The sequence below is a fragment of the Candidatus Nitrosocosmicus franklandus genome (genome assembly GCF_900696045.1).
GTDB classification, from domain to species: domain Archaea; phylum Thermoproteota; class Nitrososphaeria; order Nitrososphaerales; family Nitrososphaeraceae; genus Nitrosocosmicus; species Nitrosocosmicus franklandus_A.
Genome location: NZ_LR216287.1, coordinates 1,831,971 through 1,845,349, shown reverse-complemented (window position 1 = coordinate 1,845,349; position 13,379 = coordinate 1,831,971). Strand labels below are relative to the sequence as shown.

Sequence of the window (13,379 nt, the reverse complement as noted above, 5' to 3'; positions counted from 1 at the left end):
CATCTTTTCCATATCACCAACAATTAGTAAGACGACAAAAAATACATTAAATAAATATCTCATTTTTCAGAGTTAGAAAGAACGATGTTTTAATGATTGCTATGTATTATTAAATTAATGGCCGCTTAAGAGTAGACCTGTATTTCCTAATAAGCATAATAATATTGATACATATTTTATAAATAATGTTTTCAAAAATACTAGTTCCCATAGATGAATCTGAGAACGCTAAAAGAGCATTTAACTATGCAATGTATTTGTCAAAGAATATTAATGGAAAGATAACTCTATTAAGTGTTGCAGATGTTCCACCAACAGTCTATGTACAATCTCAAAAAGTATTAGACGAATTACTTGAAAAGTATTCCAAAGCAAGGGAAAAAGTCTTTAATGAATATCGACAACTTGCTCAAAAAGAAGGCATAGACATAAAAACCAAAGTTATTTTTGGGGATCCGGGACAAGAAATAGTTAAATTCTCATTAAAAGAAAAATTTGATATAATTGTAATTGGTCATAGAGGAATGGGACAATTAAAGAAGATGGTTATAGGTAGCGTCTCAAGTACAGTAATACGTGATGCAAAATGTCCTGTTTTGATAGTAAAATAGATGTGATTCTAGATATCTGTCATTTTTAGGTCGATAATAATTTTAAACTACGTAAGGACAAACATTGCAATCACGTAGTCTTTGAATGAGTAAATTAAACGTGTCTGTGAAGATCAGTATAACAACTGCAGAAAAATAAAGATACATTTTTGTCCATTCACTTAGAAACAATCATATGACTTGCTATCATAAAGATAGCATCTCATTTATCAAAAGCAAGTCCATATCCTTGTTAATTTGAGATAATAAAATCTAAAGGTCAGAGAACTCGATAACAGTACTAAAAAAAAGCACCTAAGGATAAGTTTGCTGTATAGCGGTAAGAGAATCCAAACTTATCCCTAGGAGAGATTGTGACAAAGTACTGGACCTATGGTCCGTAAAGATTTGATCCAACAAAATATAAAAATAGTGATCATTTTTGTCTAAAATTCAATTATTAGTAACAAGAAACCTGGAGACGAGATCGATTAGGTGCTACTCCCGTTCATGAAACTCAGAAACCTCATCCCCAGGAACCCACAATAGACTGGGTTTTTGGTTTGCGGATCGTTTGCCTACTCGGGTTATAGAAAATTTGTGAAACAAACTATAAAAATAGTGATCATTTTGATTCTTACCTGCCTTCTCTAACATGACAAATCATCACTAATAAGGTCAAAATCTTGGTTTCATTAATTCTTTATAAATAGCTCTATTATTATTCATTTCTATGTCTATTTGTGATAATTTTTATCAAAATTTAATAATAATTCCAAATAATTCATAACTATGGCTACATATCCCACTTCATATGTTAGACAACGTATGAATGAATTTGGATGTTCCATAATTCTCTTCTATACCTTGTCGTATTTCAGGAAAGGGTTATCAGAAGTCGATGTGACAACAGAAGTTATTGGGTCGGAAAGATGTATATTATTATTATTATTTAAATAATCTTAAACAGAGGGTTCATGTCTAATGTGCAAGTATATGGCAAGTGTCAATGATGTCATAAAACTTAAATCTCTCAAAGAACCCTTAGAAAAATCAGATGGTCTTATAATCCTAATTGCTAAATTCAGACAAAGATATCTGTGTAAAGAAGGTGGGAATTGGCATATCTGGCGGAAGGAATTGGCTCCAAGTAGATCACTTTGGAAATAGTATTTAAAAGACAAGAAAATAAATTGGGAAAAATACTCTCGTAGATATAGATCAAAAATATTGAAGAATCCTTTAGTATTAAAAGCCCTACACGCCTTGGGCTCCCTTGTTGAGGATAGGCTTGCAGTCCATAATCCTGACTAAAACCAATAATCCCGAAATGAATTTCTACTTTCGAATCAAAGATATGGAACATTATCGAGAGATGGTACTGTCACTCTATTCTGTCATTGCAAAGATGAAAATCGTTGTCATAGTTATTTGATCAAGGAAATGGTGAAACAACAAATATGATTATTGAAATCAGGTTCTAAAGAGAAATAATCTAATCAAACAACAGTTATCTGAGATATCCATACCTTTTGATGTACTCTATCCCTTTTTGAGATATTGTATAATGAGTTATTTTTTCGTATTTATTATTTATCAACAAACTCTTGTCGTTTACTGGACTAATAAGTCGGTAAGATATCAAAGATGATAATACATTTTTGTTAGGTGATATGCGGTGTTTAGTTAATGGGACTGGATATTAAATAAGTTAAAGCGGCATATATTGAATCATAGTTAATGTTGGGTTGTTTGTTTCTGTCCATTGATTTTTTAGCCTTTGGTATTTGAGCCAAATTTGATGACCACTATAAAAGTGCCCAATATCATAAGAACACCATATTAGAAAAATGTATTATATTGATATACAAGAATCATATGGTGGTTTTCAAAAATGTACTGATTTGATCAGAGTCGATATCTATCTTACACTTTTCATTACCTATCTAAAAAGCAAATCAAATATTTTTTGTTATAATAAACTACAAGTAAATGGCATAAAAATCCTCAGATAAGAATCGACTAATAAATTCAATGTAGTTAATTATTGGATGTTATAGACAAATATGAGCGATTTGTAGATTAAACATATCCGTTTCATACTGCATTAGCTAGGAGCGTCAATGATGTTGTTATTATAGTTGAATTATCTATTAACATAAAAACAAGTTTAATAAATAGTTGAACAATTTTCTCAATTGAGTGGTTGATAATGCAAAATCCATTATCTATTCTTATTGTAGATGATGAACCTGAACTAGCCACTCTTTATAAGAATTATTTTCAAGCTAGTGGGATGGATGTATTATCATTCACTAACCCCTTATTAGCATTTGATTATTTTAGAGAGAATGAGCAGAAATTTTCGTTGATCATTACAGATTTAAGAATGCCTGGGATGTGCGGGTTGGAATTAGCTAGAAAAATAAGAGAATTGAACAATTCAGTAAAAATATTTTTAATGACCGCATTTGATACAATTGGCTTGGAAAGTAATGATATATATCAATCAGTAAAAATAGATAGAGTCATACAAAAGCCGATAAAATTATCCACATTTAAAAAGATGATTGAAGAGACATTTGACAAATGATAAATTGTTTAATCTATATCGAATATATCATATCTGCTGTGGCACACTTAGACAGATTGAAGCCTTATTGATAATCCATGATGATTTACCATATCTAGTTTTTGTTCATCAGAAAGTCTATTATCGAAATCAAGCTCGTTATATACACAAAGTCCTTTCAGAGGCATGTCAAATTGTACAGGTAGTGAAAATTCATAATCCATCAACTGTCTGTGACGCATTTTGAAAAAGAAGCAGCCCATATCAGACAGAATAGAAACACCGTACTTCTTCTTATCCTCAACAGAGAACTCGACTAATCTGCCTATAAACTCTCTTACAGACATCTTCCCAAAATACTGATCTAAAGAATCAAAAATTATCAATGAAACATCACGTTCGTATTGAAGTTCATCTGTATGTATTTGTTTCATTGAGAGATTTCGTCTAGCTGTACCTACCGTTTCATAGAAAGGACAGAATAGAATTATTTCATTTTCTTTATTGATTTGTCTTTCTATATACTTACTATAGAATACTCTGAAAGTTTCAAGATTAGGATAAACGATCAAACAGTGTAATCCATGCTTTGAATTACCTATTTCCTCTACAGCATCATCAACTACAAAGTCATAAATTTTATTGGCAAGTTGTTTAATAATAAAACATCCCTTTACTCTATTTGTGTAAATCAAAACTTAATAGGATGAGTGTTTTGGATGCAAATCGCTGAGAATATTTGGTTGTCAGAATTAAAGTGACATTCTCTTTCAGATATGAACGAATGTTTGCAAGACTAACTGAGTAATAATGTTTAATATGCAAATATAACGGCTTTCATTATTTATTCATCGAATGGTTCATCTTCAGCAATGATCAAACTAAAACACTAATCAGTGGATCTAGTTAGTGAAAATCAGTATAATACAACATCAACAAAAGTGACAAAAAGAAGGCTTCACAGATGATCCGAATAGGATTTGTCTACACATGAGTCGAATTAATAAATCAGACTAGGAAAATATACTGGCATTATCCTCAAAATACTTTGCTTGAATGAAAAGCTAGACGGTCTAAAACGAATATAACGTTATTGATAATGCACCAAGCAACCAAATTAACAATTAATTACTATAACTGTCTTATGACAATGATTGACTTCTCTTCATAAAAATCTCAATTGAGTATTTCAACAATAAAAAAAGATGAATTGTCAGTATAATCCAAGCCTATAGGCTTTTTTGAGCCTCTTGAGCATGCATAGTTGCGCCAGTGTTGTTATTGGATTGCAAGGCCTTTAAAGCTTCATCAATACGCATTTCTGCAGAACCACCAGAATCATCAGTTGCTGTTATGTTTATTTGTCCGACTACGGCGATTGGGTTAGTCACAGAGAGTACCCCGGATACAAACAACATTATGACGAACAATAAAGGAGTTGTCAAGCGCTTAACCATTAAAATTAGTACAGCGTAAAAGAATATTATCACGAATCATTTCGAGATAGGGTTTGAAAATTATTATTGAATAAATTGTATGAACAATGCGAAATAGATTTATTCATAAAATGGATAGAACAGTACAGTTTGCATAATAATAACTATCAGTTACATTACTCAGTTGTATTAATATCCATTTTACTATCGATATATAGTAGTATACTATATTTTGAACCAATTCTGGATAATAAAGTCCAGATTTTGCCTTCGTCATCATCATCATCGCTATCATCACTATCATCGGCATGGAAATATTCGGTATACGCACAGGTAAGTTCGCATATTTCTAATTTGGATCACGTATTAAACTACAATAGTACGATAATCCAACAAGATAATACAAGCATAGTAAAAGCGTCTGGCCATTTTGCAAATAACCAAATTCAAGATAACATAGTAGCTTGGATTCAGGGAGGTATGTGGAGTCTTGACATCAAAGACAGTGAAAACAAAAACGATAACTCGTCAAATATGACAGCATATTTTGATGCAAATTTTACGATGATAAAGCCGGATGGAAGTTTATCTCACAATCATATAATAAATAATTTCAAGTCAGAGAATGTTATTTTTGCAGGTAATGATATTGTAATTACTGGAGTTGCAGACATTCATTCAGATAGCGCAATTGAATTTAACCAGGTTCCAATTACTGTTCATCTAATGGGTAAAAAGGTATTAGGTCTAATGATAGACGTTAATAAAACAGGCGGCCATTTTTCCGGTGAAAACGAAATGTTTGGTACTCTTATTAGCGGAATGGGTCTAGAGGGCAGTGATACAGATGGTGACTCAAACAGCAACAATTTAACAAATAATGAGACGCCACTTTATACAAATAGCACTTCCCAGCCTTATTCATTAAACCATTCTATGCATTAGACTAATTGTCTTTTTCAACTCAAACCATTCCTAACGCAATTAGTGATGGAATCAACATAATTAATAGAAAATAAAAACATGTCTTTTTTATAAGAAAACATTTGTAGTCTAATAATATGTCAGTTGATTTTAACAAGCAAAAGAATCCCAGAGTAATCCAAAATATTCTTACTTACTGATGGATATGAGTAGCATTCACAAGTCAAAATGTGTTTTCTAAATGATCGATAGTGCGAAGGTAGTCATTAAAAATACCAATGCAAGAATAACAAGACACATCAGTGGGAGAATAATATGGTAATCACCATTGCATATATGTAATAACTTACGGTAGAAACAGTGAATAAATAACTACAGAAATAAACAGCATAGTTGAAATCATAGCATATGTTATTTAATTTTCAGAAATCCAAGGACCCCAGACGGGACATTGGTCCTCTTTAATCATATCGATCAGAACATAATAAGAGACCTAGATACATGTGTGTCAAACTATTTGTGACAAAATGTGAATTTGTAACAACAACTTTGCTCCTGAATAACACTCATAGTATAATGCTAAATAATACTTATAACGAACAGAGAATTCGTATCTACATTGAAAGTAATTCGATCTATTCCCGGCATGCCAAACAAGGTCACAGAAGATGAAGTTAATGACTTTCTTCTTCAAAGTAAACTCAACCTACAGTTAGCTACCGTTGACGAAGATGGATATCCCAGTATTCAACCACTATGGTTTCTTTATGTTAAGGAACCAGGCAAAATTTATGTAGCAACCCCTAAGACGACGCGAAAAGCTCTCAATCTATATAAGAATCCAGACAAGGTCTATTTCTCAATCGATGATGAAAACTTTCCATATAAAGGAGCGAAGGGAAGAGGGATAGCCAGAATTTCTGAAAACGCAGATTGGAACATACCTATAGTAGAAAAAATAATCTTAAAATACTTGGGCACTAAGGACAACCCCCTGGCTCAAACAATTATGGAAAATACTAGAAAAGGTATACAGATCATAATCGAAATTACACCCAAGTTTTTCTCCGCATGGGATTTTGGAAAGTCAATGCAGTAAATAATTACATTTTTTAGTTAGAAGATAATAAAGTCCGGAAATCTTAAAATCCTAACAATATTGATTGTCTTTTTTATTAACTCTCGTATTTTGATCTAATCAATTCTTGTTTATTATCACCTATCTAGACTATGGCAAATAATTGAAACATTCTCAATCTAGGTACTTTTCAAAAAAAGTTTTCACTTCCTGCAATAGCTTATTATAGATCTCCGTTCTGAATAACCGACTAGAATATCATTATGCAAGTGCCATTAGTGTGGTTTTAAACTGATTGGATTGACACCATTACTCAGAATGCTATCACTGTTATCTTTAAAGCATTGCTGTTAGTTGCAAGGATAACAAGGTTTTGATCAGAAAGATCACAAGCGAGTAAGTAACTAAGCAGCCTTTATTATCATTGCCATTATCATTATTGATTAAAAATATGACGCTTTTTAAATTATCAATTTGATGTCAAAATGCCATAAAAGGCACCTCTGAATCTTTAATTCTTTGCAACAGAAACAACAACAATCATAACACTTTTTCACATCATTGACCCACCACCCACAATACAAAAATTCTTGAATACAAGTAAATTAATCAATTTATTATCAAGATTGGTTTTCTAATAAATCAAAATTAATACAAGATAATCATAGATAACAAAGATTTTTTTGGCAGAATACCGAAATAATTTCCGATGCAATTGGGAATTAGTCAGATTATTCTTCCTTGCTATCCGTAAAAACTACATCATACAAATGGCCATCTGCTTTGGCCATAGACAATACTTTGTTCATATGAATTATTGCCTCAGGATTATCAAGCCTTTTATCAAATGTTTCTTTTCCTTTATACTGAACGTAGTTTACTACTCGCTTCTTATCCTGGCTTTTATGAATACTTGCGGAAATGTATCCATCTTGAAGACGCCATACTTTATTGGTGGTTTCGACAAGAGCGTCCACTACTTCTTGTTGTTTCGATGGATCAACCGTGAACACATTAATCAGAGTGACGACATCCTTGTCTACCTTAATCGTAGTCATATTTTATGAGATTATTATTTATGACCTTGAAATAAAAACTTATTAATAAATCCCGCGAGGATACAGACCAAAATACATCTAGTTGAGTCAGAATAGTTTAAAGATAATATTAGTAAAATGAAATTTTAACGAATCCAAAATTGTAAAGCAAATAATTTACATCAAGTCGCATCATAGCCCATAACCATTTCAACATCAGAATAAGCTATTTCGAAATTGGATTCCTATTACGTGTCTACAGTAAACCATATCAGCTGATTATCTGAATTTATTTTAGTATATAATTCGATTTCTCTCTTACAAAAATGTGCTAAATCAATCGGTTCCAATAGGCACAGACATCCAAGTAAACAAACCTAGATAATACAATCTTTTTTAGATAAAGAAGTTTGGCATGTTTTCATTTAACTACATACTGCATAAAAGCAATAAGGTCACTATTGAGGCCATGCTACTTACTCTACAAGTATGTTGGCAATACTATTGTACAGAATACTAGACATCCCACATGTTTTTTATTTTCCTCATGGGTGACCAATATATGACCCCATAGCAGCAGCCTTATTACACCTCATTTGGATTTAACAGATCATTGATCAGCGCAGCAACCAAATGAGACAGTATCTTTTGTATATCATAGTATATAATCACTCATCCGAGGATCTTGTTTAAATAATTACTTTTGTTTAATTCTAGAATCGATTCACTGCTATGAGTATGGTAAAAAATAAAGGTAAATGTTTGCATTTGTTTGCAATTGATACCTTAGAATTAATTAGGTGTTTAGTTATATAATATTAATGAAGAATCTTAATACAGTTTTGGTGATTGCTTTATTAATGTCCGGCCTTTTATCAATAGGACAGACATCAAATTGGATATTTGCCATTCCATCCGATTTACTGAATCACAAATATGTTTTCGGACCTCTTGTAGGAATCACAGAAAACGATACTGGCAATGTAGACTGGGTATTAACAGGAAATTGGAGATCAATCTTAACCAATGATGTATTCGAAAATACTACCTATTTTAACCAATCCTCTGGATCATTTAAAGCTGCTATTGAGATGATAAAACCTGATGGTACTGGTAGACATACTCATACTTTAACCGAATTTGTTGTATTGAATGCAACACAAGATCCCGATAACAATTCCACCATATTTAATGGTACATCCACAATAAGTTTAAGCGAGGGTCCTGTAGTCGAAGTTCCCACTACAATAGAAAGATCGAGTAACGGTAATATTTTTATAGTAACGATTGATCCAGAAAGTGTAGACTATCACTTTGGAAATTCGTCTCTAATATATGGTATTAGCGCAAATCCAAAATTCATAAATTCCACCCAAATTTTACAATAATTTATTTTATTATATATGAAATAATACCGATTTTGTAATAAATAGATAATACACCTACTATATTTAACGAAATACGCCGCAGACGAAGTAAAAACGACATATGTTGAACGTCTCTCGGACGATTTTCTCGTCATATCATTAAGGTAAAAGTAAAAATCCTTATTGATAGAAAACTTCAGTACTAAGGCATAAAGCTATCATCAAAAATGTGGTGCCGCGTGTTAGTATTATATAGGTGCACCGGATCTTGAAAACCATAAATTATAAAATGAAAATATCGAAAAAAAATAGAAGTAGATAATTAATGAAAGAGCAAGATCTAGCAGGTTTAAATAATTTATTAAATATCTTTAATCAAGTTAGGTGAAATCAATAACTCAGAAGAAAATCAACGGATTCTTCACAAATGCTTATGAAAAGTACTATAGTACCATTTCGCTCAATAAAAATTTACTAATTTCAGGTTCGGCAGGATTTCTAATTAGTATTATTGTTGCACATTACTTTGCAGAAATTTCTTTCAATCTTGTAGTTAATTCTGCTGTGACGGTAATCACAGGGTTCTTGTCTTATAAGATTATTTTTGCAATTCTTTTTCATACTGATAATAAGCGAAATTACACAAAGCGATTGACTGGAAAAATCAACTTTATCGCATTAAGACAAATATTGATAAAAATGATGTTCGCTAGCACCATATTTGATGCTGTGAATAATATAACAAGATTTCTTCTCATAATACAACTATTAAAATTAGAATACTCAGCAATAGAGGCAGCTACACTGTCATCTCTTGTAGCTTCGGTGCTCTCATACGCAATCATAAATATAATTGTAAAATACATCCACCTATTCGCTTTGAGAAAGTGAGATAAATCTGTGATATTTTCACGTGTTCTATGTTAGACGAAGAGAATAAGATAGGTAAAAAATACAGTATGCATGCAGGTAGACATTTAGACGCGAAAAAATATTGAAAGATACCTAAGTTACAACTTACCTTATTAGTTCATCCCTTTTGCAAGATTGTAAAACAAACTGATTAAGATTAGAATTTGGATTACTATACTATCTCTCTATAGAATTTTACTAGTTCTTTCTCTTTTCAAAATCAAATTCACATCCAGGGATAGGATGTAGATACAAACCTGCAATAGGTTTGCCACAATGAGGACAGTTCTGATAATAAATTTCATAAGCCGATTTAATATCTTTCGTAAAACCATTTATGCTTTGAAAGACGACTTGATATTCATTTAGACAATGGGGACAATTTATTCTAACTAATAATAATAGCATATATCTATTCTTAGGAATAAACTATTACAAAATTTCGTTTTATATGATCTTTTCCACTTTTCCTGCTTTTTACATTTAGCTTCTTCATAATGTAATTAAGCTGCTATTATTATTATTCTAGAATTAGAGTGGAATCATCCTTATTGAATTAGTCGTTGTAAAACATGAGTGACTTAATATAATTGATCAGATTTGAAAAGGAATTATTACCCTTAGAAGTCTCATTGAATTCCCCTTTACTATTCAAGTAGCAAAACAACTAGCGGAGGAGCTTGTGCATACGGCCGACCATAGATATACATTTAACTATCTTTTCTTCGTATGTTTCCTCTTTTACTATCAATTTTATTAATAGTAATATAATAATTCGTATTTTATTCCATTGTGTGTGAGATATTATTTCAAATTCTTTTGTTGCTTTTCAGTTTAGACATTCTTCTTGAGTCTTAAATATTTCATTTGAGTTATAATCGATGTTTCTAACATGTCTGTCTACTCTTCCATCGTTTTTGTATCCTACTTGGGTTTACAATTAAAATATGATTTAGGATAGTCTGATATTTCTTTATGATCTAACACTCGAAAAGTATAATAACAATCCAATTTTCATAGACAATTGTTCTGCATAGAGATTGAATAATATAGTAAAAAGTTGTCAATAATGACAAATGGATCAAATGATAGATAAATTAACATTTAAGATCTTTCTATAAATTTAAGTTAAGACGATTGAACTCTACTTTCTTTCGTAGAAATACATATTATGTAAATTGCTGGCATTTGCAAAGTAGACATCTATGATCGTAAAATTTTGGTCCATTCGGTTCATTTCGGTGTTCACCCTTGGTATGTGTGCAGTTTTTGCATAGAGGTGTTTGAGGATTATCTAGATTGTTCATATTCATTATTAATATGATATGTTATTAACTATCTGTAACCACATTCTTACATAGTTTTGCTACAAAAATAAAGAACTATTATAACCGAGAAATATTTTCGCTTTAATTTGGTTCATCCAATCTTGAAATGTCATGATTCCACTATTTAGTCATTACTTATCTTATATGAAACAAACCCGACCCAATCCATGTCAATAATAACATTGTTATCATTAACTTGCCTTATTTTTGATTTTGGAATATCATATCTTTGTTCGTAATCTCCAAAAACCACTATTTTTGAATCAGTTTCTTCCATCATAAACCCAACAAAGCTATAATCCGACAAACTAACTTTCTTGTTAAATAAAGAATTAGGGTAAATGTCTAAAGCGGTTTCATTATCGGTTTTGTCCTCCGAAAGTTCTATTTCCAAACTCAAATTTGTAGTTAGCAGAATATCATTTCTATCCAGATGATACTTTTTTATGTCACATTTTCTGATCAATTGTATCATCTAAGATTTATTTAACCTAATTTATTGGACAATAACATCAGATATTTTATTACTAGAAAAAGCATTCATTGTTTGATCTTCTGTCTCAAAGGCTTCAATGGCCTTGTAAAGAGAAGGTATTGACATCATTAGACCATTGGTATATTTTTTATTTTGCACATATTATATACACATTGGTACTTATTAAGGAAATGATGTCGCAATTCGATTAAGATATATGTTATCCTTCTTTTAAACACTAAATATAATTGAATTCAACGTAAAATTGTAAGTTTAGGCTATATTCGTTTGTTGAAAAGTAATAATCTTGGTCTTAGTTTACCATGGGTTGAATTAACAACCAAAAAATAAAGCTCAAGAGGCAAATATCTTCCATTACCCAAATAGAACCGTGCAAAGTTAATAACAAGTCTGATGAATAATAGCAAAGTATAGAAAGAATATGCCCATCTTGATGTTAAAATGTAAAATATGCGGTACTATTTTTACGCTTTATACGTATCCAATATTCTGATTTTAAGACTAAATCCAAGAATGATTCAATCAAATTTGACATTAATTGCTCTAAGAGTCACTCAAACCAATATATATTAGAGGAGTTTATAGATTTTTCCTGAATTTTGATATTACAGTAGAACTACTCAATTTATCATCAAACATGATGTCTAAATTAATTGGTTACATTGTGTTTGTTTTGCTAAATATAAATTTCCTAAAGTACTAGAATTTCTAATTAGATACTATATAGACAAAATTCAAAGCGTTCTATAAGACTACAAGTATCATTTTAAACAATTTTCGTGCCTAGCAAATAGTTAATCGGGTTGTTATGATACCACATATTTATAATTTAAGACTGATATAAAGTGCTCAAAATACTGACTAGAATAGTATACGTTGCGTCTAACTCGATAATTGCTTACACATTTTTGCCTACTTGAATCCATAGTTTAGGTATAGATATCTGGACAATAAGCATTGGTATCACCGTATTTGCTAAACACAAGATCTTGATCAGATTTCTTTCTATGAGGGAAACATCCATACTAAAATGTCAAAAAAATTGCTTCTTATTACTTTCTACAGGAATATTTTTATTGTGGTAGTATAATTAACCATAGATATAGTTTCTTATGAGTTGTAAAGGAATTTGTATTAGGTTCAAAGCTATAGGGGAGAGCATAAGCAAAGGTAGATATATAAAGGGCCAGAAACGGTGTCAACGATGCGATATTTATATTAATTGGAACATTTCTGTATTTTGTCCCTGCTGTGGCACGAGATTAAGATATAAACCCAGAAACGGTAAGTTAAAACTCAAATTCAACGATGCCAAGAACAATAGAGATCAGACAGGAATTCTCATGATATGACTCTTCTTTTTATCATCAGATATTTAAGTTGAGTGCGGTTAAAATAGAATATGATAAAACCTCGCTGCAACAATTACATTCAAACGTATTCTCGATATTATGAGAGAAAATCACATTTTAGTTATACTCTCAATATAAATTTGACAAACGGCTAATAGTTACGTAAGAATCTCCAACTGCCATTTTGAAAGACTTCAATAAACCGGATCCCATCTAAATTTTTTCTAATCCGAGTAGAACCATTCTAGGGGTTTTGAGTCTGATTTCGCTTATTAACTACTTCTATA

12 protein-coding genes and 1 pseudogene are annotated in these 13,379 nt (G+C 31.2%); 8 read left to right on the top strand and 5 right to left on the bottom strand.

The genetic code is table 11. From position 1 onward, the window contains the following. Positions 1-185 precede the first annotated feature (185 nt). The 4 genes and pseudogenes from NFRAN_RS08720 (at position 186) to NFRAN_RS08715 (ending at position 3,183) form a co-directional block, all read left to right on the top strand. A complete protein-coding gene (locus tag NFRAN_RS08720) occupies positions 186-611 on the top strand; it encodes a universal stress protein (RefSeq protein ID WP_134484626.1) in 426 nt (141 codons plus the stop codon). A gap of 975 nt (positions 612-1,586) precedes the next feature. After that, on the top strand, positions 1,587-1,760 hold the full coding sequence (locus NFRAN_RS13840) for a hypothetical protein (protein ID WP_172602231.1): 174 nt from the start codon (positions 1,587-1,589) through the stop codon (positions 1,758-1,760). A gap of 201 nt (positions 1,761-1,961) precedes the next feature. Further along, positions 1,962-2,054, top strand: a pseudogene (locus NFRAN_RS14470) (hypothetical protein); the annotation flags it as partial. A gap of 748 nt (positions 2,055-2,802) precedes the next feature. Then, complete coding sequence (locus tag NFRAN_RS08715) at positions 2,803-3,183, top strand: response regulator (RefSeq protein ID WP_134484625.1); 381 nt, start codon at positions 2,803-2,805, stop codon at positions 3,181-3,183. Positions 3,184-3,230: 47 nt separating this feature from the next. Here NFRAN_RS08715 and NFRAN_RS08710 read toward each other — a convergent pair whose 3' ends face one another. Next, positions 3,231-3,857 carry a hypothetical protein gene (locus tag NFRAN_RS08710; RefSeq protein WP_134484624.1) on the bottom strand — a complete coding sequence of 209 codons (627 nt, stop codon included), beginning with the start codon at positions 3,855-3,857 and terminating at the stop codon, positions 3,231-3,233. Positions 3,858-4,391: 534 nt separating this feature from the next. Continuing rightward, positions 4,392-4,607: a hypothetical protein gene (locus NFRAN_RS08705; RefSeq protein ID WP_134484623.1), complete on the bottom strand. Its 216-nt coding sequence runs from the start codon at positions 4,605-4,607 to the stop codon at positions 4,392-4,394. A 141-nt stretch (positions 4,608-4,748) separates the two neighbouring features. Here NFRAN_RS08705 and NFRAN_RS08700 point away from each other — a divergent pair, with 141 nt between their 5' ends. Together NFRAN_RS08700 and NFRAN_RS08695 are read left to right on the top strand one after the other, a co-directional pair. Then, positions 4,749-5,543, top strand: coding sequence for a hypothetical protein (locus NFRAN_RS08700; RefSeq protein WP_134484622.1), 795 nt, complete (start codon positions 4,749-4,751; stop codon positions 5,541-5,543). A gap of 598 nt (positions 5,544-6,141) precedes the next feature. Continuing rightward, positions 6,142-6,621 carry a pyridoxamine 5'-phosphate oxidase family protein gene (locus NFRAN_RS08695; protein WP_134484621.1) on the top strand — a complete coding sequence of 160 codons (480 nt, stop codon included), beginning with the start codon at positions 6,142-6,144 and terminating at the stop codon, positions 6,619-6,621. Positions 6,622-7,331: 710 nt separating this feature from the next. On the opposite strand, the gene NFRAN_RS08690 is transcribed toward NFRAN_RS08695, so the two are convergent. After that, positions 7,332-7,658: an antibiotic biosynthesis monooxygenase gene (locus tag NFRAN_RS08690; RefSeq protein ID WP_134484620.1), complete on the bottom strand. Its 327-nt coding sequence runs from the start codon at positions 7,656-7,658 to the stop codon at positions 7,332-7,334. A gap of 839 nt (positions 7,659-8,497) precedes the next feature. Between NFRAN_RS08690 and NFRAN_RS08685 the strand changes: the two genes are divergently transcribed. Further along, positions 8,498-9,025, top strand: a complete 528-nt coding sequence (locus NFRAN_RS08685) for a hypothetical protein (protein WP_134484619.1) — start codon at positions 8,498-8,500, stop codon at positions 9,023-9,025. Between the two features lie 363 nt (positions 9,026-9,388). Beyond that, positions 9,389-9,895 carry a hypothetical protein gene (locus NFRAN_RS08680; protein WP_134484618.1) on the top strand — a complete coding sequence of 169 codons (507 nt, stop codon included), beginning with the start codon at positions 9,389-9,391 and terminating at the stop codon, positions 9,893-9,895. 1,473 nt (positions 9,896-11,368) lie between these two features. Here the strand turns inward: NFRAN_RS08680 and NFRAN_RS08675 are convergent. Continuing rightward, positions 11,369-11,719 carry a hypothetical protein gene (locus NFRAN_RS08675; protein ID WP_172602230.1) on the bottom strand — a complete coding sequence of 117 codons (351 nt, stop codon included), beginning with the start codon at positions 11,717-11,719 and terminating at the stop codon, positions 11,369-11,371. 21 nt (positions 11,720-11,740) lie between these two features. Beyond that, complete coding sequence (locus NFRAN_RS13835; protein WP_172602229.1) at positions 11,741-11,878, bottom strand: hypothetical protein; 138 nt, start codon at positions 11,876-11,878, stop codon at positions 11,741-11,743. Between the last annotated feature and the right edge of the window lie 1,501 nt (positions 11,879-13,379).